At 44.3% G+C, this 21,568-nt stretch carries 15 protein-coding genes; 12 read left to right on the top strand and 3 right to left on the bottom strand.

Annotated elements, in window-relative coordinates; genetic code table 11:
* Nucleotides 1–23 precede the first annotated feature (23 nt).
* The 12 genes from HMPREF9010_RS04055 to HMPREF9010_RS04000 all read left to right on the top strand — a co-directional run bounded on the left by HMPREF9010_RS04055 (nucleotide 24) and on the right by HMPREF9010_RS04000 (nucleotide 16,832).
* Complete coding sequence (locus tag HMPREF9010_RS04055) at nucleotides 24–1,589, top strand: DUF4874 domain-containing protein (RefSeq protein WP_004325013.1); 1,566 nt, start codon at nucleotides 24–26, stop codon at nucleotides 1,587–1,589.
* A gap of 88 nt (nucleotides 1,590–1,677) precedes the next feature.
* Complete coding sequence (locus tag HMPREF9010_RS04050) at nucleotides 1,678–4,008, top strand: beta-galactosidase (protein ID WP_032852947.1); 2,331 nt, start codon at nucleotides 1,678–1,680, stop codon at nucleotides 4,006–4,008.
* Nucleotides 4,009–4,175: 167 nt separating this feature from the next.
* Nucleotides 4,176–5,546 (top strand): site-specific integrase, encoded by a 1,371-nt coding sequence (locus HMPREF9010_RS04045; RefSeq protein WP_008650979.1) that lies wholly within the window; start codon nucleotides 4,176–4,178, stop codon nucleotides 5,544–5,546.
* A 10-nt stretch (nucleotides 5,547–5,556) separates the two neighbouring features.
* Nucleotides 5,557–6,738: a hypothetical protein gene (locus tag HMPREF9010_RS04040; protein ID WP_008650980.1), complete on the top strand. Its 1,182-nt coding sequence runs from the start codon at nucleotides 5,557–5,559 to the stop codon at nucleotides 6,736–6,738.
* Between the two features lie 172 nt (nucleotides 6,739–6,910).
* On the top strand, nucleotides 6,911–7,222 hold the full coding sequence (locus tag HMPREF9010_RS04035) for a helix-turn-helix domain-containing protein (RefSeq protein WP_008650981.1): 312 nt from the start codon (nucleotides 6,911–6,913) through the stop codon (nucleotides 7,220–7,222).
* A gap of 34 nt (nucleotides 7,223–7,256) precedes the next feature.
* A complete protein-coding gene (locus tag HMPREF9010_RS04030; protein WP_008650982.1) occupies nucleotides 7,257–7,979 on the top strand; it encodes a hypothetical protein in 723 nt (240 codons plus the stop codon).
* A 175-nt stretch (nucleotides 7,980–8,154) separates the two neighbouring features.
* Nucleotides 8,155–8,505 carry a plasmid mobilization protein gene (locus HMPREF9010_RS04025; protein ID WP_008650983.1) on the top strand — a complete coding sequence of 117 codons (351 nt, stop codon included), beginning with the start codon at nucleotides 8,155–8,157 and terminating at the stop codon, nucleotides 8,503–8,505.
* Nucleotides 8,502–9,554: a relaxase/mobilization nuclease domain-containing protein gene (locus tag HMPREF9010_RS04020; RefSeq protein ID WP_008650984.1), complete on the top strand. Its 1,053-nt coding sequence runs from the start codon at nucleotides 8,502–8,504 to the stop codon at nucleotides 9,552–9,554. Before HMPREF9010_RS04025 ends, HMPREF9010_RS04020 begins: the two co-directional genes overlap by 4 nt.
* Nucleotides 9,551–10,339: a hypothetical protein gene (locus HMPREF9010_RS04015; protein ID WP_008650985.1), complete on the top strand. Its 789-nt coding sequence runs from the start codon at nucleotides 9,551–9,553 to the stop codon at nucleotides 10,337–10,339. The genes HMPREF9010_RS04020 and HMPREF9010_RS04015 overlap by 4 nt, the downstream gene beginning before the upstream one ends.
* 5 nt (nucleotides 10,340–10,344) lie before the next feature.
* Entirely contained in the window at nucleotides 10,345–11,556 is a 1,212-nt protein-coding gene (locus tag HMPREF9010_RS04010) for a site-specific integrase (protein WP_008650986.1), read from the top strand.
* Nucleotides 11,557–11,807: 251 nt separating this feature from the next.
* Nucleotides 11,808–12,824, top strand: a complete 1,017-nt coding sequence (locus HMPREF9010_RS04005) for a hypothetical protein (RefSeq protein ID WP_008650987.1) — start codon at nucleotides 11,808–11,810, stop codon at nucleotides 12,822–12,824.
* Between the two features lie 6 nt (nucleotides 12,825–12,830).
* Nucleotides 12,831–16,832: an Eco57I restriction-modification methylase domain-containing protein gene (locus HMPREF9010_RS04000; RefSeq protein ID WP_008650988.1), complete on the top strand. Its 4,002-nt coding sequence runs from the start codon at nucleotides 12,831–12,833 to the stop codon at nucleotides 16,830–16,832.
* A 71-nt stretch (nucleotides 16,833–16,903) separates the two neighbouring features.
* On the opposite strand, the gene HMPREF9010_RS03995 is transcribed toward HMPREF9010_RS04000, so the two are convergent.
* The 3 genes from HMPREF9010_RS03995 to HMPREF9010_RS03985 are packed head-to-tail and all read right to left on the bottom strand — an operon-like array spanning nucleotide 16,904 to nucleotide 21,567.
* Nucleotides 16,904–18,754 (bottom strand): UvrD-helicase domain-containing protein, encoded by a 1,851-nt coding sequence (locus HMPREF9010_RS03995; RefSeq protein ID WP_032852892.1) that lies wholly within the window; start codon nucleotides 18,752–18,754, stop codon nucleotides 16,904–16,906.
* Nucleotides 18,732–20,930 (bottom strand): ATP-dependent endonuclease, encoded by a 2,199-nt coding sequence (locus tag HMPREF9010_RS03990; protein WP_008650992.1) that lies wholly within the window; start codon nucleotides 20,928–20,930, stop codon nucleotides 18,732–18,734. The genes HMPREF9010_RS03995 and HMPREF9010_RS03990 overlap by 23 nt, the downstream gene beginning before the upstream one ends.
* A gap of 28 nt (nucleotides 20,931–20,958) precedes the next feature.
* The gene (locus HMPREF9010_RS03985) at nucleotides 20,959–21,567 is read right to left on the bottom strand and encodes an RloB family protein (protein WP_032852948.1); all 609 of its coding nucleotides are present in this window, start codon (nucleotides 21,565–21,567) and stop codon (nucleotides 20,959–20,961) included.
* Nucleotide 21,568 lies beyond the last annotated feature (1 nt).

A 21,568-nucleotide genomic window follows, 5' to 3' on the forward strand; every position in this document is an offset into this window, starting at 1 on the left:
TGAAAATTAAAAGTATATCAATCATGTTAATCAATATAAAGAAAACTATGACCATATTATCTACCTTATTATTAGGTATTATGTGTAGCTTTTGTTCTGATACAATAGATGTATATGCGGGACAATATGGAGAAGAAGACGGAACGAGTGAACCGGAAACTCCGGAGGTAACAGGAAATATTGTACCGATCGAGTCGCTTAGGAATCCCGATAGGGGATTCCACTTGGAATGTAATTTGCTTGCCGACCAAATGAAAAGTCCATATAATGATTATGAGGTTTATGGCAATGATTTGTATACGAAGAAAGTAGAGCAATTTGATGCAAAGGACGACAACCTGACTCTTGTACAGCAATATATCTACTTAACTAACTGGGTGAGTAAAGACCTGGATGCTGAAGCTCTGTCGAATATCCGCAAGATATTCGAGTTGATGAAAGCGCAGGGGTATAAAGCCATTCTTCGTTTTGCATACAATCACGCCGGGCTGAATACTTCCGGTGGCGAATCCAAACAATGGATTCTCCGGCACATCGAGCAACTTACTCCTCTGTTGAATGAATACATTGGACAAATTGCTACCATGCAGGTTGGTTTTATCGGTGCTTGGGGAGAGTGGCATACTTCTCCGTTGATGAATGACCAGAGTGCGAAGAATGCAATCGTCAGTGCTTTATTGAGAGCCTTGCCTGCACCTTATTGTGTAGAAATGCGTTATCCGAATCATAAGAAAGCGTTGACACTGGAACAGGAAGGATCTCGTGGACGCATCGGATATGCGAATGATTATTTTACAGCCGGCGAACATCCGCTTGCACCGGGCAATGACTTTGTTCCTAATACGGATGATTACAAGCAGATAACGGAAGAGGTGAAAGTGAACAATTTCTATATGAGTGGTGAGATCCCTTATAATGAGGATACAGAATGGGGATTGGCAGAGTTGATTAGTCCGATAAAATCACTGCGTATTTTGCGCGAACACCGTTACTCGGCATTTGATGTGACGCAAAACTATGATTTGAATATCATGAGTTGGAAACGGGTAAAGGTAAATCCCGCTTTATTAAATGATAATCACATTCTGTTTGATGAGAGTTACTTCAAAGATGAGGAGGGCAATGAAGTTGTCCGTTCATTCTATGATTTTGTACGCGACCATTTGGGCTATCGTCTGAATCTTCAAAGTGAATCGAAAGTAGAAGCAAAAGGTGGAAACTTGGAATACGATCTGACGATTACAAATACCGGTTTTGCTACGGTGATTAATCCGAAAGAGGTATATCTCGTATTGGTTTCCGAAAGCGGCCAGGTAGTGAAAGAATTCAAACTGGATGTGGATCCTAAAACCTGGATTCCGGCTACCGAACAGGAACCGAATCAGGCTGCGAAATACACTATCAAAGGAAGTGTGGCAGCCGGTGTGAGCGGAACCTATAAAGTGGGAATCTGGATGCCCGAAAAAGTAGCCGATTGGAAATACAATTCGGTATATGCCATTAAGTTTGCTAAAACAGAGAATGTGACTCATTGGTATGATGATGCAGACAAATATGCCGTGAACCTGTTCGGAACAGTTACATTCTAAAAATAAATTGATGAATACTTCCGACCGTATAGAACAGATCTCATGTTGCGGTCGGAGTATTTGAAACTCACATCTTATTTGAATGAAGATGAACAAAAATCATAAAACCGTACTTGTTATACTTAACATCATAGTATCATTTCTAATTTCATCCTGTTCCTCCCCCAAGGAACAGGTTAGAATAGGAAATGGTACTTTTACTATCGAGGGAAAGGATATTCAGTTGATTTGTGGAGAAATGCACTATCCCCGCATTCCGCACGAGTATTGGCGCGACCGCCTGAAGAGAGCGCGTGCGATGGGTCTGAATACGGTGTCTGCCTACGTCTTCTGGAACTTCCATGAACGTCAGCCGGGAGAGTTTGACTTCAGTGGACAGGCTGATATTGCGGAATTTATCCGTACGGCACAGGAAGAGGGACTGTATGTGATTCTTCGTCCCGGTCCGTATGTATGTGCAGAATGGGATTTCGGAGGTTACCCGTCGTGGCTGCTGAAAGAAAAGGATATGACTTATCGCAGTAAAGATCCGCGTTTTCTGTCCTATTGTGAACGATATATCAAAGAGCTTGGCAAACAACTGTCTCCTTTGACCATCAATAATGGAGGTAATATTATTATGGTGCAGGTGGAGAATGAATATGGATCGTATGCAGCGGATAAAGGGTATCTTGCCGCTATCCGCGATATGATTAAAGAAGCAGGGTTCAATGTTCCGCTATTTACCTGCGACGGTGGTGGACAGGTGGAAGCCGGACATACTGAGGGCGCACTGCCTACATTGAACGGAGTGTTTGGTGAAGATATATTCAAAGTGATAGATAAGTATCAAAAGGGCGGTCCCTATTTTGTAGCGGAGTTTTATCCGGCCTGGTTTGATGAGTGGGGCAGACGACATTCCTCTGTTGCTTATGAACGTCCCGCCGAACAGCTGGACTGGATGTTGAGCCACGGTGTTTCTGTCAGCATGTATATGTTTCATGGTGGTACAAACTTTGAGTATACCAATGGAGCCAATACCGGAGGCGGTTATCAGCCCCAGCCCACAAGCTATGATTATGACGCTCCCTTGGGTGAATGGGGAAATTGTTATCCCAAATATCATGCATTCAGGGAAGTGATTCAGAAATACCTGCCTGCGGGAACAGTACTGCCGGAAGTTCCAGAAGATAATCCGACTACCACTTTTGCAACAGTCGAATTAAAGGAGAGTGCTTCATTGAGAACTGCATTTCATCAGACTACCCAGTCCGAAAATGTGCTGTCGATGGAAGATTTGGGAGTTGATTTCGGATATATTCATTATCAGACCACACTTCAAAAAGCGGGAAAACAGAAACTTGTCATACAGGATTTGCGTGACTATGCTGTGATCCTGATAGATGGTAAGCAGGTAGCCAGCCTGGATCGTCGTTACAATCAGAACAGTATGACCTTGAATGTGTCGAAGACACCTGCCACACTGGAGATTCTGGTAGAAAATACCGGACGTGTCAACTATGGCCCCGATATACTGTTTAACCGGAAAGGTATCACCAGCCAAGTTTTGTGGGGAAATGAAAAGTTGACCGGATGGTCTATTACTCCATTGCCTCTGTATAAAGAAAAAGTTTCGGAAATGGAGTTTGGCGAAACCATCAAAGGCGTTCCTGCTTTCCATAAAGGAACGTTTACAGTAGAGAAGAAAGGTGATTGCTTTGTGGATATGAGTCAATGGGGCAAAGGTGCTGTCTGGGTAAATGGCAAATCTCTGGGACGTTTCTGGAATATCGGCCCTCAACAAACACTCTATCTGCCCGCTCCATGGCTGAAAGAGGGAGAAAATGAAATTGTAGTGTTTGAAATGGAAGATACGGGTAAGCGTGTTTTGCAAGGATTGAATCAACCCATTCTGGATAGTTTGGGTATTGATAAGAATTATCAGAAAGGCCAGCGTCGTGCAGTGGTAGGCACTCCGATTCTGGAAGACGGTGATCTTGCATTAAAAACTACTTTGCAGGAGACTAATGAGTGGCAGTCATTCGATTTACCGGTTGCGACTACTCTTCGCCACTTCTGTATAGAGACTCTGTCTTCCTACACAGAGGATAATCAGGCCTGCATTTCGGAAGTGGAACTGATAGATGATAAGGGACAGCCGATTGACAAAACTAAATGGGAAGTCGTTTATGTAAGCAGCGAACAAGCTGATAAGAACTTGGGAATAGCAGAAAACCTGTTTGATGGAGATATCTCTTCTTTCTGGCATACGAATGCGGCTGTGGAGTCTAACCATCCTCACCGGGTTATTATAGACCTGAAAGAAATTTATAAGGTTTCGGCTTTTCGCGTGAAAGTTCGTAAAGGTTCATTCTTATCAGGAAAGGTGAAAGATATAAATATATATGGTCGTCCACTATCCACTAAATATATTCAGTGAAATTCCATTTTATAGGTTGTCTTTGTATATCAGCTATTTGTATATGTTTTCATTTGGTTTGAATACTCACGAAATTTCACGGTTTTAGAAAATATTGGTACTATTTGATACTATATTTCGGGATATATTTTGTACCTTTGCATCACAGTAACCAAGATATATCGCGTATGGATTTCATCTTCATCAAATCATCCAAGGCCGGAAAGGAGGACTACGGTTCCATCTATGCCCGTGTGCGCACCGGAAAGGCGAACATGAAAGTCGTGACGGGCTTCACCATCAAACAGCTTGAATGGGAAAAGTACCGCAGCCTGCAATACACCTCGTCAGCCCTGATGTCGAGCATCGGGATAAAGTACGGGCAGTTCGCCCAAGTCCTCGCGAGGATAAAGGCGGCATTTGAGGCTGACGGCTTCAATCCCAAGGAGGCAAAGAACATCATCGAGAGCGTGAAACACGACGTGCTCAACGGTATGATGCAGATTGTGGAGGTCAAACCCAAGGGCAAAATGCTGTTTGAGGATTTTCTCACCTCTTATATAGAAGACATGGAAACCGGACGGCGCACCAAGAAAGGCCGTACCGTGAAAGTATCACCTGCCTATATAAAAAGTCTGCGCATTATCCAAAAACAGATTCTCAACTACCAAAAGGAAACCCACCGCAAACTCGGACTGGATGACATGACGATGGAGACACGCAACAGCCTTGTCGGTTACTGGAAGGAACGGGGCTTGATGCCCAACGCCATCAACTCGTACATGACCGATGTCCGCACGGTGGCAAAGGCGGCCTACGAGGACAAGCTGACCAAATGCGATGATTTCCGTCATTCCGACTTCGTACCGAAAAAGGAGGAGGTGGACAACATCTACCTCACTCCGGAACAGATACAGGAAATGCTCGACCTTGACCTTTCCACCAAGGAGGCTATCATCAGCAGGTGGAAGGCTTTGGATATAGATGAAGATGAGAAGCAAGCGCAAATTTCCAAATGCCGCATCACCCACATCAGGACACTGGAGCACGTGAGGGACATTTTCATCGTGGGCTGCCTGACCGGGCAGCGTGTTTCCGACTATTCGAGGATATGCGAGGACATGATAACGGAAATCGGCGGCACGGAGTTCATACTCATCACCCAACAGAAGACGGAAAAGAAAGTCTATATCCCCGTTGACAGGCGCGTGAGAGCCATACTTGCCAAGTATGACGGCAAGCTGCCCCCGGTTCATCCCAATGAAATGAACAAGCTGGTGAAGACCATCGGCCTGTTGCTCGGCTGGACACATGACTGCGGCTTTGACGAGAAGCGGCTCAACCCCAAACGTGGAAGGAGGTTCTGCGACATGCTCCTTTCCCATACAGCCCGGAGAAGTTTCGCCACCAACGCGTACAAGGCTGGCGTCCCTCTGCCTTCCATCCAAGCCATCACCGGACACAGCAGCGAGGCGCAACTGCGCCGCTACCTGAAACTGGATGCGGAGGAAAAGGCCGTCATAGCGTTAAAGGATTTCAAGGGTATCATCGAAATATAAGGAGGTACTTATGGAAAAATCAAGGTTTGACATCATCAGCGACCTGTTCAAGCTGTCCAACGTAATCAATGAGAGCCTGAAACTTGCGGAATCGCTTTCTTCCGGCAATGGTGAAACAGACTGCAAGGATATTTGCCGGAACATTAGATACAGCCTGAAACCCCTGCCTTTTCTTTTGGCCGGCATCAGGGAATATGTCACCGAACACGAGGACAAGGAGCTGGCACGGAAATTCGTCGGGCTGCACGATGACACGAAAAGGCTTCACGGCATCTGCTCCAAATATGCGGACTTGAACAAGGCGGCTTTCCGTACAGGGGTGGCTTACCTGAGCATGGAAGTCATAAGGCAATACTTCTTTACAGAAAAAGAACAGGAGCATGTATCACCGGAAGGTTCTGATATTTCTCCCAAACCAATGACACGCACAGAAGCCACCGACTGCATCGACACCATCCGTGCCGCCATACGGAAATGTGAAAAGGATTCAGACGGGAACAGAGGGAAAGAAATGTATGCCATGCTTGCCAAAGTGGACAAGGTGAAAATTCAAGCCGTCAAGGAGTATATTGTCAATGCCAACGACAAGGATTTGGCACAACTCTTCACGGAATATTTTGCAGAAGCCGTCCATCTTTCCATGCTGCCCCCAAATGATGATGTGAAAGCACAGTCCGCCGGAATAAAGATGTTCCATATCGCCATGACGATGGGATATGTCAAAAGGAACGTGCTGCACGAAAACGAGTCCAAGTCGACAACATCCCAAACAACACCCTCTTGTACGGAAGAAGCATCCTCCGGTTTTACCGCCACAGATACAATGCAAGGTGGCGCGTTCAGCACGACCGCGCAAGTTCCCGTTTTAAGGCTGTACCGTTTCCTTACCACTTTCACTGTACAGAGCGGCCCCGACAAGGGCAAGCCGCTATTGGACGGCAATGCCGTTTCCGACCGGGACTTCCTCCGTGCCGTCATGCGTGCCGACTATTCCACGATATACGGCAGTTGCGTGAAAGGCAAGATGCGCTGTGTCGCCATCCTGCTGTCCAAAGCCTACTTTAAGGACTGGAAAGATTACAGGGCATCCGCAGCCCGTTCCATGGGGCTGACACCCGAAAGCCTTGCCAAGTATAATGTGGAGAAAACCTTTATAACGAAGCTCAAAGAGCTGCTTCCCATGATAAAATAGTGACATAACCCACAGGTGGCTACAATTCACCACAACCCATAGACTTCCACAAGCCGTTAAGCACCAGTTGTTTGACGTTTTTTTTATGCGGTGTCATTTCACAGAATACCACAAATTCACAGGTTTCATTATTGCCCTACCTTTGCCGCCACGAACTTAAAATCAGTGAATTATGACAGATAAGACAGAAATGGTACTGGTATCGCGCGACGAGCTTCAACAGCTTATCGGCGCAAGCGTGAGGTGCGCGTTTGAGGAATACCGGCAGGAACAGGCACCACAGGACATATCGGAGTATTACACCATCCGGCAACTGGCGGAGAAATGGGGCGTGAGCATAGCGACCATCTGGCGGCACGAGAAGCTGGGACACATCAAAGGGCAGCGGATAGGACGGCGTGTCCTGTTTCCCAAGGAACAGATAGACCGCATCAAGAGCCTGAAAGCCACCAACAGGAAGGCCGACAAGAACGCCAAAGGATAATTTGCAAGACGCACAACAAAAAACATCAAGGCTTATGAAGAATTTGAAACAACTTGTTTTGCCGTGCTACAAATTGGAGATGGCAATGTCCGTGGAGGCATGGTACTTCCTGCACGGGAGCACGGACGGGATATGCAACCTTACCTATCTTCTTTCCCTTTTGTCGAAGATGACAGTATTGGAAGTACAGAGCACCAAACGGGGATTGGGCTATGCCGTCCATCCCGGACAGGTGGACAGCTCCATGCTGGTACTGGCCAAGGAATGGGGCATCGGGCGCAAGGCGGTGTCCCGTCTGTTGGAGGATTTCTCGGAACGAGGGCTAATCCGTGTTGATTCCAATCCCGTGACCTCCATTATAGACATGGTGTGCGTGAAGTCGTGGATGATAGCCGGACGGCTCATCGAGAATCCGACATATCGCCAGACAGTCAAGGCATACGAAGGGGTACGGGTATTCCTTTTCAACGGGCTAAAATTAGAGACCTTGCGCCGCAGTTCGACAAGAAAGAAGAAAGAAAAACCGACAGAAGAAACGTCAGAGGGAACGGATGGCTTGCCTTCCATGAATCCGACCCATTCCAATCCTATTATAGAAAGTACAGGAACAGCGGAAACCGAAACGGCAGCAACAACCGAAAACAGAGTGAAAGGCTCGGTGGAAAATGCAGCTGTGGATGCCGCTGACAACACACCAGTTTTAGAAGGTGGCAATACCTTATCCGGCTCACGGAAATGGAAACAGCCACAGGAATGAAACGGCAGGAATGGCAAGCGACAGCATTTTAGAAGGGATTTTTTTAGGGCTGGCAAGTTAATGTTTTCGTCCACGAAAACCACGCCACAAACGGCGACCCGATCACACGGGAAACGGCAAGCCCGGATTACAGCCCTAAAAAACAGAACGGTTTAACGGATAAAGGAAAACGGATATGACATATCAGGAGAACAGAAACAAGGGAGGCCGTCCCAAGGCGGTGAAAGGCAAGGTGCGGACAAAGACCATATCCACACGGCTCACGCTTGCCGAATGGAAAGCGGTCATGAAACGGATTGCTGATGCCGGCAAGAAGCCGTCACACTTTCTGCGCGAACTGTTGTTGCATGGCAAAGTCGAGGCGGCACGGACACAGGAGGACAGGCAGCAGATAAGGATGCTGGAGGGAGGATGCAACAACCTGAACCAACTGGCGAAGATGGCGCACCAGCAGGGCTTTTCTCTTTTGAAAGGCAAAATCATGGACTTGCTGGACGAGTTCAACAAAATCATAGAGAGGATATGATGGGCGACTTGAAAAAACGGGCGAGTTTCGCCAGAGTGGTAAACTACGTGAACAACCCGAAGAAGGCACGGCTCATCGACAGCAAGGACGTGAGGCTGGATGACAACGCCACCATAGCAAAGAGTATGCAGGGGCAAGCGGACGACAAGCCGGGACGCAAGTTGAAGAACCCCGTGTACCATATTTCACTGGACTTCGCACACGAGGACGCACCCAAGCTGACAGATGACCTGATGGTCAAAATCGCCCGTGAGTATATGCGGCGCATGGGTATAACGAACACCCAATACATTGTGTGCCGCCATACCGACAGGGAACACCAGCATCTGCATATCGTGGCCAACAGGGTGGACAATGACGGGAACACAATCAGTGACAGCAACGATAATGTGCGTAATGTAAAAGTATGCAAAGCTCTCACGAGGGAATACGAACTGTACTTCTCCAAGGGCAAGATGAACGTGAAGCGTGACCGCCTGCGTGGTAAGGACAAGGTGAAATACCAAATCTATGACGCTATCAAGGCGGCATTACCCTGTTGTAACTGCTGGTCGGATTTGTGTGACATGCTGGCAAAACAGGGTATCGGGGTGAATTTCAAATACAATAGGAACGAAGGTAAAATAATCGGTGTGTCGTTCACGAAGAATGAAATCTCATTCAGCGGCTCACGGATAGACCGGAGCATGAGCTTTTATAAGTTAGACAAGCTGTTCGGAAGCCGCATTGCCGAGGGCATGGAATGGCAGCCCCGTGTGCAAGAACAGCCACAACCGACCCGGCAGGATGTGGGATTCCACAACAATACGGCTGATACTTTTATAAGAGAGCCGTCACCGGCCAAAGCGGAAGCGGACGGCAACGGAAGCATCCCTACCGAACCCGGTTCAAACATCGTTCAAGTGACCATCGGCACACTCATGGAGTTGTGCGTACAACCGCACCAAGCCAAGGTCTCATCCAGTGGCGGAGGTGGAGGAAACGAAAGCGGCTGGGGAGACAATGACAACGAAAAGGACAAACATAAACCAAGGAGGAGAAAAAGATGAAGGACAACAAGCAGAACTTAACCGACCTTATCGGGGCATTGGCAGTGGACATCGAGGAAATCAAGAAAAAACTGGACGCAAAGGATAGCCCGGACAAGAACGAGGCATTGAAAAGACTGGAAGCGAAGCTGGAGCCTGTTATACGGTTCTTCAATGGCAATGCACCGGAAAATGTCAATGCCATTTTCGGAAGCAAGGAAGCCATCGAGGAATACAAGCAATCAATAGGTGATGAAGCGGTAGCAAGTCTGCGGTTATACACCGAAGCCAACGAGAAGGATATGCGCAAACATGGTGTTCTCACCATCAAGGAACAGCTCAACAAGATACTGGATCTGCTGACTGCCCATGTGAAGAAAGACAAGCAGGCTTCGGAACAGGTGTGGCAAAAGCAAGGTGTCATACCGGAACTGTGGCAGGCAATCCGGCCGGACAAGGTGATAAACACGATAAGACGATTATGGAGCAAAGTTCCCGATGGCTGGCACAAGAACCCTTACGCATGGGCCGGTATCGGTTGTATGCTCGTATTCTTTGCCCTGTTTGCCGTCAGTTGGGTACAATGGCATGAGTACCGGGAAGAAAACAGGCGGTTGAGAACGGTTGCTGACAAACACCATGTGACTACGTTCATGCTCAACGAACTGCATCCGGGACTGGCTGTGACCGTCGGAGCTTACGAGAAACTGGTGGATGTTGTCGGTGTGGATTCCACGCTGGTCATATTCAACAGGCAGGTCAAGACAGTGAGAGAGGAAGAAAAACAATCCAAACAACAAAAATAAAGTGAATGGCATCCATAAAAGTGAAATTTCGTCCTTCCACCGCAAGCGGCAGGGAGGGCAGCATATATTATCAGGTAATCCACGGGCGCATAGTCCGCCAAGTCAAGACGGACTACCGCATATTTGACACGGAATGGGACAAGAGAACTTCCTCTGTGAAAATCCTGTCCGAAATCGGTGAAAACAGGAAACGGTATCTCCGTGAAGTGGCGGAACATATTGACTGGGACACCAGACGGTTGAAAGCCATAGTCGCCCAATGCGACAGGCAAGGAGGAATTGATTCCGCTGACAGCATCGTCGAGAAGTTCAACGGGCAAACGGGCGAACAATCGCTGTTCCGTTTCATGCAGGGCATCAAAGGACAGTTGAAGCAGCTTGGCAAAGTCCGCACATCAGAAACCTATACGGCGGCATTGACCAGTTTTATGAAGTTTCGTGAGGGGCAGGACATACTCTTGTGCGAGATTGACGGCAACACCATGATGCTTTACGAGGCCTGGCTCAAAGGCAAGGGCATCTGCCCCAACACGGTTTCCTTTTATATGCGCATACTCCGTGCCGTTTACAACCGTGCCGTGGAAAAGGAGCTGACGGAACAGAGACATCCTTTTAAACACGTTTACACGGGTATCGGGAAGACAGTAAAACGAGCCATCCCATTGAAGTCCATCAAGCACATTAAGGAACTTGATTTGACTTTGAAACCGCATCTGGACTATGCAAGGGATATGTTCCTCTTCTCCTTTTATACCCGTGGCATGTCATTCATTGATATGGCCTATCTGAAAAAATCGGATTTGAAGAACGGAATAATCACGTACCGTAGAAGAAAGACTGGGCAGCAACTCACAGTCAAATGGGAGAAGTGCATGGAAGACATCATCGCCAAGTATGGAGAGAATACGGCCACCCGCTACCTCCTGCCGATAATCACCAACCCATGCTCCGATGAGCGGCCACAATATCGTAACGCCATCTGCCGCATCAATGTGGCGTTGAAGGAAGTCGCCGGTCTGGCAGGATTGAACATACCGCTGACCATGCACGTTGCCCGGCATTGTTGGGCGAGCGTTGCCAAGAGCAAGAACATCCCTCTTTCTGTCATCAGGGAGGGCATGGGACATGATTCGGAAGAGACCACGCGCATCTATCTCGCATCGCTTGACACAAGCGTGGTGGACAAGGCGAACAGCCTTATCCTGAAAGATTTTTGACCGGATATTTATGGTGAAATGTGTTGAGCGAAAAGACGAATCTCTTGATAAGAGATATAGTTTACTTTGCAAAAGTACACATAATATTTCAAATTCCGTGTTCAATACTCATTTATAATGGTATATGAAAGGCATTTTGCGATAATCTGTTTTGTAAATCCGTCAAATCGGGTTTCTATAGTGCTGATTATTAGTGCTTATTCCTTCGGGATGGCTCTCTTATCAAGAGATACTCATAAACCCGATATAAAATGCCTGTTGAAGTTGATATATTGGAAGATAGTATCTTTCGGCTTTCGCCCGAACTGTTGAATATCCTGCTCAAAGACCATACAACGAGCAAGGAGGATATTCAGCGCAATATCTTTTGGGCGACTTCCGATTATGAATATCTGGGCGAAGGATATCAATGTGATTCGCCAATTCTTCCCTGTCTTATTACCGGAGATAACGGGCATGTCATCATGCCGCGTATCCTCAAAAGTCGTGACACCCAAACCGCACGTTCGCGAGAAATGGCAGAGGTATTCACTCCGTCATGGATATGCAATGCGCAGAACAATCTGATCGATGAAGCATGGTTTGGAAGAAAGGATGTGTTCAATACGGAGTACACCGACGAACAGGGTTGTCATCGGTGGAGACCCAACTCAGAGAAAATTCAATTTCCGGAAGACAAGACTTGGAAAGATTATGTACGTGACAACCGACTGGAGATAACCTGCGGGGAAGCCCCTTATATCGTCAGTCGCTATGACACCACAACGGGAGAGACCATTCCTATTGAGGAACGCATCGGTTTGCTTGACCGCAAGTTGCGGGTAGTTGGCGAAAACACGGAAACTTCCGGCGAATGGTTGGAATGGGTACAGGAAGCGTATAAGAGCATTTACGCCTACGAATGGCAAGGTGACAATTTGCTGATTGCCCGTGAATCCATGCTTATCTCCTTTATCGAATACTATCAACAAAAGTTCGGCAAGCGACCTTTGTTGAAATCCATCAATTATATCGCTTACATCATTTCATGGAACGTCTGGCAGATGGACGGACTTAAAGGTGTCATCCCGAACAGCTGCGGTGAACGCCGGACTGTTGTAACTGATTTGTTCGGGACAAGGGAAGAAGTCAGTCAATGCGAAGGCTGTCAGAAAGATGACATCCGCAGGCACAACGGTGTCTATTGCCAAATTAAGGACTGGCGGGCCAAAGATCCTAAAACAGGAAAAATGGGAAAACGAATCCGATTTATCGATCTCATAAAATAGTGCAGCATGAAATTCACATCTTCACTAAAATTAAAACTGATATATGTGTTCCGCATCAATGATGCCGCACACAGGGGATGTCTGAAAGTGGGCGAGGCCACTTGTGACAATGACAATGTTTTCGGTCTTGCTCCGAACAGCAAGGCTCTCAACGAGTCAGCGAAGAAACGCATCAACCAATATACGCAGACGGCTGGTATCGCATACGACCTCTTATATACGGAACTGACGATATACAACAGCAGAAAGGGCTTGTGTTCTTTCAACGACAAGGAAGTGCATAGCGTTCTGGAACGTTCCGGCATCAGAAAAAAGATATTCGATACCGAGAACAAGGCCAACGAGTGGTTTATTACCGACCTTGAGACTGTCAAACGGGCAATAGTTGCCGTAAAGGAGGGACGGGAATCGCTCTCTTCCGCCGAAGTTTCACACGACCAGACTCCTATTGTATTCCGCCCGGAACAACGGGAAGCCATTGAAAAGACCAAGAAACAATTCAAGAGGGGTAATCAGATGCTTTGGAACGCCAAGATGCGTTTTGGCAAGACGTTGTCGGCATTGCAAGTGGTGAAGGATATGGATTTCAGTCGCACTTTGATTCTTACACATCGCCCTGTGGTGGATAGCGGCTGGTTCGAGGATTTCGGCAAGATATTCTATGACTGTCCCTGTTTTGCATACGGCTCAAAGAACAATGGTGACAGCCATGCTTCACTTGAAGCGAGAGCGAAGCAGGGTAAATGCCAATATGTCTATTTCGCTTCCATGCAGGATTTGCGCGGTTCTGAACTTGTGGGCGGCAACTTCGACAAGAACAATGAGGTGTTTGCCACCGCTTGGGATTGCATCATCGTGGACGAGGCGCACGAAGGGACACAGACAGAACTCGGCAAGGCTGTCATGCAGGAACTGACAAAAGCAAATACCAAGATACTGCGTCTTTCCGGCACTCCGTTCAACCTGTTGGACGACTTCAAGGAGGACGAGATTTACACTTGGGACTATGTGATGGAGCAACGGGCAAAGGCTTCATGGGATTTGACCCATTTCGGTGATCCGAATCCATACGCCTCCCTGCCCACGATGAACATCTATACATACGACCTCGGACGGTTGCTCCATGAGTTCGTGGATGAAGATGTGGCTTTTAACTTCCGTGAGTTTTTCCGGGTAAATGAAGCCGGAAACTTTATCCATGAAAAAGATGTGAAGGCATTTTTGAGTCTTATCTCCAAGGAGGACAAGGACAGTTGCTATCCGTTTGCCAACGAGGAATATCGCAACATCTTCCGTCATACGCTATGGATGTTGCCGGGTGTGAAGGAGGCTCGTGCCATGAGTGCTTTACTACAATCACATCCTGTATTCCAGCATTTCAAGGTGGTGAATGTGGCAGGAGACGGTGACGAGGACGAAGAGAGCAAGGATGCGCTTGCAGCGGTGGAAGAAGCCATCGGCAAAGATCCTGATGCCACCCGTACCATTACCTTGTCCTGCGGACGATTGACCACGGGTGTCAGTATCAAGGCGTGGACGGGCGTATTCATGTTGTCCGGCTCTTATAATACCGCTGCATCAAGTTATATGCAGACCATCTTCCGTGTGCAGACGCCAGCCACCATCAACGGACGCGTCAAGGAACAGTGTTATGTGTTTGACTTTGCGCCGGACAGGACACTGAAAGTCATTGCTGAGACAGCAAAGATTTCTTCCAAGGCAGGAAAAACCAGCGGGAACGACCGCAAGATTATGGGAGAGTTCCTGAACTTCTGTCCGATTATCTCCATCGAAGGCTCTAAGATGAGCCAGTTCGATGTACCCAAGATGTTGGAGCAACTCAAACGTGTTTATGTGGAAAGGGTTGTCCGCAACGGTTTCGAGGACAAGAGCCTGTATAATGACGAGTTGATGAAGCTCAATGACTTGGAATTGCAGGAGTTTGATGACCTGAAAAAGATTATCGGCCAGACCAAGGCAATGCCAAAGACCAATCAGGTGGACATCAACAACCAAGGGCTGACCGATGAGCAATACGAGGAACTTGAAGACCTTGAAAAGAAATCCAAGAAACGCGGCAAGGACAAGCAACCTTTGACGGAAGAGGAAAAGAAACGTCTTGAAGAGCTGAAAAAGAAAAAGAACAACCGCGAGGCCGCTATTTCTATTCTTCGGGGTATCTCCATCCGTATGCCTTTGCTTATCTACGGTGCAGAGTTGAGCGATGAGGGTCAAGATATAACGATTGACAACTTCGCTTCACTCATTGACCCGCAATCGTGGGAGGAGTTCATGCCCAAGGGTGTTACCAAACAGAAGTTCAACAGCATCAAGAAATATTACGACCCGGAGATATTCTGTGCGGCAGGCAAGCGCATCCGTGCCATGGCTCGTGCAGCGGACAAACTTAGTGTGGAGGAACGCATCGAACGTATAACGGATATATTCAGCACGTTCCGCAATCCCGACAAGGAAACGGTGCTTACGCCTTGGCGTGTCGTCAATATGCACCTTGGCGATTGTCTGGGCGGATATAACTTCTTTGAAAAGGGTTATGAAACCACCTTGTCTGAACCTCGTTTCATTGACCGTGGCGAAGTGACCGCCAATGTGTTCGCCCCAGATTCCCGAATCCTTGAAATAAATTCCAAGTCCGGATTATACCCTTTGTATATGGCATACAGCATTTACCGTATAAGGGTCAAGAACTCTTTGTTTTCGGTGTCCAGCATTGAGGATGAACAGCGTATATGGGACAAGGTAGTGGCTGAAAACATCTTTGTCATCTGCAAAACTCCTATGGCAAAGAGCATCACCAAACGCACGCTTATCGGCTTCCGAAAAGCAAAGGTAAACACTCGATACTTCGAGGACTTAATAAATCAAATCAAAAACAAACCTGAACATTTTATCAAGCAGGTAGATAAATTCATCACAGAAAGAACAGGAGTAAAGAAGATGAAAATCAATGCGATAGTAGGAAATCCACCGTATCAAGAGGTTGTTGCACAAAAAGAAACAACCAACGGCCAAAAACGAAGTTCAAGTATATTCCAACATTTCCAAACAATAAGTGACAGATTGGGCAGATACACTTCACTAATTTATCCCGGTGCAAGATGGATTCATCGCTCAGGAAAAGGACTTGAACAGTTTGGACTTTCACAAATCAATGATCCTCATTTATGTTTCCTGAAATTTTTCCCTGATTCAACAGATGTGTTCAAGGAAGTCGGTATTGCTGATGGCTTATCTATTGTGATGAAAGATACACAGAAAGGCAGTGGTGGTTTTAAATACATCTATTCTATCCATGGAAAAGATATAATAGTTAATGCTAATAACCCCAAGGAAGATTTATTCCCATTAAATCCTCTTGATAATGAAATTGTTTCTTGTTTAGATACTATTATTGCCAGATACAAATGCTTGCACGATTCTGTCTTATCTCAGAAACTCTTTTCTATTGAAAGTGATTTTGTCGAACGGAATCCAACGCTTGTAAGAGAATATAACGATGGAGATTATTTTGACCCAAAATCAGAAATAAAACTCTTCACAAATGACAAAGCTGGCAAGAGCGGCAGAGCCCGATGGTACATCGCAAATAAAAATGTTATCACAACAGGGTTGGAACACTTGAATAGATGGAAAGTCATCGTTTCAAGTGCCAATGCAGGAGGACAAAAGCGTAGCAATCAAATCGCAATCGCAGATAACCATAGTGCATTTGGCCGTTCTCGTGTAGCATTGAAAACATTAGCTACAGAACAAGAAGCCAAAAACTTTTTCAAATATGCTACAAGCGAGATAATCCGCTTCGCCTTTTTACTTACCGATGAATCTTTGACCTCTTTGGCAAAGAAGGTTCCTGACTTATTGGACTACTCCGACGCCAATGGCATTATTGATTACAATGGTGATGTGAACGACCAACTTTATAAATTATTTGGCATTGACGATAAGAATCAACAGTATATACGAGAGGTTCTTACCTCAAAAGAATAATATACAGAAGAGAGGCTGTCCAGTAACTCACAATTGGCACAGTCTCTCTTATTGTGCATATTATCCCAATATTACATTACAATAATTTCATTCTCTTCAAACCAGCCTTTTCTGATAGTTTCAGTTTTTACTCTCTCTGGATTATTTGTATACATCACAACAGCTAATGAGTTCTTTGCTCTAGTACATGTAACATAAAATAATCTTTGAGTTCGTTCAATGGAGGTTTCCTTACCATTTTCTTTATTTTTCAAATCTACATTAGATAAATCTTTAACACCAAATAGTTTGTCATAGCTAAATAAGAATCCTTTTATTTCAGAATCATCTATAATAACCATTACTCGATCAAATTCAAGACCTTTAACCCCTTGGTGTGTATCGAATTGTGAACGGTGGTTCACATAATCATCATAGCTGCGTACCATGTTAATTGGTAAATCCATTACTTCTACCCAGGCACGTAGTTCTTCTTCTACTGTATCTTCTATGTCCGATGGGCTCAACATATACGCTTGTCTTACAACATCCGGTACTGTTAATAGTTGAGATTTTATAATTTCATCTACCACGACACGGATAGTTCCATTCTCATTTACAAGATTAGCAACCTTTATTGCTTCTTCTCTGCATTTCAAATAAAGTTCATATGGTTTTTCTGTATTCTGTCCGCTTAATAATGGCGAGTATTTTTTCAAAATTTCTAAAGCAACTCGTCCATCTTCTTTTATAGATTCTGCAATTGGTAGCACTTCCTTTGTGAAAAATTCTATTTCTGATACAGAACCCTGGAGGAATGTCATCTGATATTTTGAAACTTTATAAAGTGGAGCAAAAAAACGAGAAAATCCTAACCTTCGTGCAGCCATCATGTGTTCCAATGTTAGAACTTTAACTTCAGTACCTATGGTCGTCCATTTTGCATCTTGGGTTTGCTCACTCATAATCCTCATCACATTTTGCTCTATTTCATCTTTATTTAGTCCCTCACGTTGTTGTATAACAAAAAGCCTAATCAAACCATCATTAGCATCTTCACGCGGTCTTTGTTCTGCATGAATATCAATATCCTTTCCAATATTGTTAGCCAACTGGATTATCCGTTTAGCACAGCGATAATTCATCCTCTTTACCGGCTTCTCCCACCCGATAGGAATAGAATCTTCTATATTCTCCTTCCCATCTGCATAAATTCGTTGCTTCTGATCTCCAAGTAAACCTAAAGTAAAGATATCAGCAAAGTTTCTTTGAATTTCAAAGAAAGTATCAATTAGTTCTTTTTTCGTATCTTGACTCTCATCGATCAATAGTATCGGATATCGTTGTGCTATGATTCGCTGTAACATTTTGTTCTCAAGAATCATTTGAGCAGATATTTTAATAACCTCAGCATGCTTCAATGCATTATATTCAGGATTACTGCCATTGGGATTATACACAAACTTTTCTATTATCTGCGCTTTTGCTAACCGTTCTTTCTGGTATTCAAACTTTTCTACGTTGGAAAGATATGTTTTGGTAGTCTTTTTTTCTGTTTCTTCTAACTTCTTTTCCAACGCTTTTAAATCTTCTTCAATATAAAAACAATACAATCTTTTTATATCTGCCTGATAATACTTTATAACATCCCAAACAAAACTATGAATTGTTGAAATATGAAAAATAGGACTATAATCCAATCGGTTGATTATTTCATCTGTGGCAGCATTCGTAAAGGTAATAACAGCTACATTCTTTCCTTGCAACAAAAGGTCTTTACCAATACTATTATGTATTTTTTTCAAAAGAAGAACCAAAGAGTAAGTCTTCCCTGAGCCTGCTCCAGCAAAAAGAAAGAAACTTTTACGCGGTGTTGAAAGAATGCACTTTTCTAGTGTCTCATCTACTTGAAAGTCTATATTATTCTCCATTTCTGTTTCCATTAGAATCCAAATATGACTTCATCCATTCAAGCCCTTCCTGAATATATACTGGGGCAACCAAATTGACAAAATCGTCTTTATAAAGCAGAGAAATAGCAAAGTCAGCCTTCTGAAAACCACTCTTGCTTTCCAACTTTTTAAATATCTTATTTTGTAATTCATTAGCAGAATTACTATGTTTCAACAGATTCGCTATTGTGGTAATAGTACCCATTTTCTTTAACCCTTCCTGTCGAAATAATTCAAGATTGGTAAATATCAATGCATCTTCAAATGTATAAGGACATACTTCAGTCAAGTCATCTTTATTCTTATCCCACTTGACGTTTACCGGTGTTTGGAATGCTATCCTTACATTATTCACAAGCTTTTCTCTTCCATCCAATGCCAACAAATCGTCTATTTGTTCTTTTCCTGAAAGCCAACTTTTAATGGAGGGATTACCTGTCTTATAATCATTTCCTTTGGCTGTAATCACGGACGGATGTTTTTCTTTTCCGTCTTCTATTTTTGTGTCAGTCGCATCTATATCCGTCACAATCAAGGTTGCAATTCCAATTTTTTCAATAAGTTTACGGAAACTATGCGCATGACGACCATTTACCTCTATAACAGAAATATAATAAGAATCTAATCCGGCTTTTGCGAGAAAGCTGGGAACAAGTATCTTTTCCGCAGGGCCTTCAACAAAAATAACAGCATCCGAGAAGAATATATCGCAGTGAGTTAAACGTATATATCTTGTTACAAATTGCTTTGTTTCATCGTCTGTTCCGAATGTACTAGATAAGTTTACAACTTTTGAAACAGGTATCTTTTTGCCGACATCTATTACTCGTTTGAAGTAGCGCATACAATTCAAGTCAAGTTCGTTGACAACATGATTTGAATGCGTACTTAACACAAGTTGTGTGCTTAGCCAAGGATTTTCTTCAATTAGTTTATTGTTACACAAGGCTTCAAAAGCTTTCTTTACAAATACTTGTTGTGCTTGGGCATGTAAATGCGCTTCTGGTTCCTCTACAAACACTATATGAATAGGCTCAATATTCTTTTCTTCACTTAATTCTTTCAGCCATTTTTCCCTGAAGTCAATCAACTTCAAATAAATAGAGATAAGATTTCTATAACCAAGCCCATTGTACTTCTCAGGAAGTACTAATTCCTCCATACCTTGAATAGCAAATTGAACTGCTGAGTCATGTTTTATGGATTCCTCAATCTGAATCTTACTTCGTATTCTTATCTCTGGATTCTGGAATCCAGGGTAATTGATGTTCTTCAATTCTCCAACAGGAACCTCAAAAGTCTTTTTTAATTTTTCATCATATGTTTTGTTCGCTGTTACAATACCTCCAAGGAGTTTCAACCCTTCACAAGTCAATTCCTCATCTTCTTGCCCACTGCTCTTATAGTACTGTTGAAACTGTTTAGACAACGTATCTATATCACTGTCTGTTTGTCCTTCCGGATCTGAAAAATCTCTTGATGCCAGTATAGTATCTACTTTGATTAGTCCGTCAAGTGGATTGTTGCCTATCTCATTGTCTGGCGTTGATTGCACTTCGTCTTCGTTATCAGGATCAAGAGAAGGATCTATGATGTAGTATTTCACATCAAAATACTCTCTAAGATTTAGACCTTTGCCTAAAAAATCGCATAAATTTTTTGGATATAAATCTGGAGAGCCAGCTTTCTCCCATTCTTCAGTACCCTCTAAAGTTTTTGCCTTTATTTTGGCATCCTTGTAAACAGTGTAGAGCTTTTTTACATCTTTGGGTTCATATTGTCCACGGACACCAACCTTTTTACCATCCCAAGAACTAAGTGATGGTATCAAGTGATTTACTCGATATTGTTCTCCATCTTCGACATTTATCCAAACATCCATTGATGGCACAATGTTATCCCATTGATGAGAATCCAATAATGCTTCATCTACAGAATCATGTTCGAGCCATTTCTCGCCAATCTCATTAATTGCTGCCCAATTTGTTGCGGTAAACTCTTTTAAAGTGAATCTATCTGTGTTTTTTAGAAACCAAACAATAGCACTAATAGCGGAAGTCTTGCCACTATTATTTGCACCAACTAAAACTGTTTTCTTCTCGTCAAAATCTATATGACAATTTTTCAATTTTCGGTAATTCCTAATATGAACAGATTGTATTTTCATGCGCTACTTGCTTTTGTAAATGTTAAATCTATAACCCTATTTCATTGAGCAATCTTATCACCTTATGTACCTCCGAATATGCCTTCAAATCCTCTGGCGATTCCTTGCAGAGTTGGCATAACTTTTCTGAGTTTGATATAGCTCGTTCCAAATCACCATTCTCTGTTAGGTATTTATAGAGGTTGGTGCGTATGAAATATCGTTTTGTCTTTTCATACCCCGGCATATATTTCTGCAATTCAGGAAGCAATTGGTCGTAACTATCGTATCGCCGACAAACCACATTAGGCAAGAAGTGGAGCAGGAACCAAAACTCCGTGCAAGGATTCGTTTCTACAAACATCACCTTTCCGGCATATTTCTTCTTGCTATACTCTTTCTTTGCTCGTTGGTACAGTTGCATTTCGGAAGGATATTGATACAGCCTGTCCATATCAAACAGACATACAATATAATCATATTGCTTGTTCAAGTAAGATTCCACCAGTTTCAGTATATGATTGATGTCGCTGTGCTGCGGAAAATCCGGAGCGACCTTAAAGGGATAGCGACACGCAATCCTCGGAGAATCGAAATAAAACCATTCTGTTTCTCCCTCGCCTATGATGGCGATACTTTTTGTTACTGTCCGTCCCATA

This window comes from Bacteroides sp. 3_1_23, from assembly GCF_000162555.1.
Lineage (GTDB): Bacteria > Bacteroidota > Bacteroidia > Bacteroidales > Bacteroidaceae > Bacteroides > Bacteroides ovatus.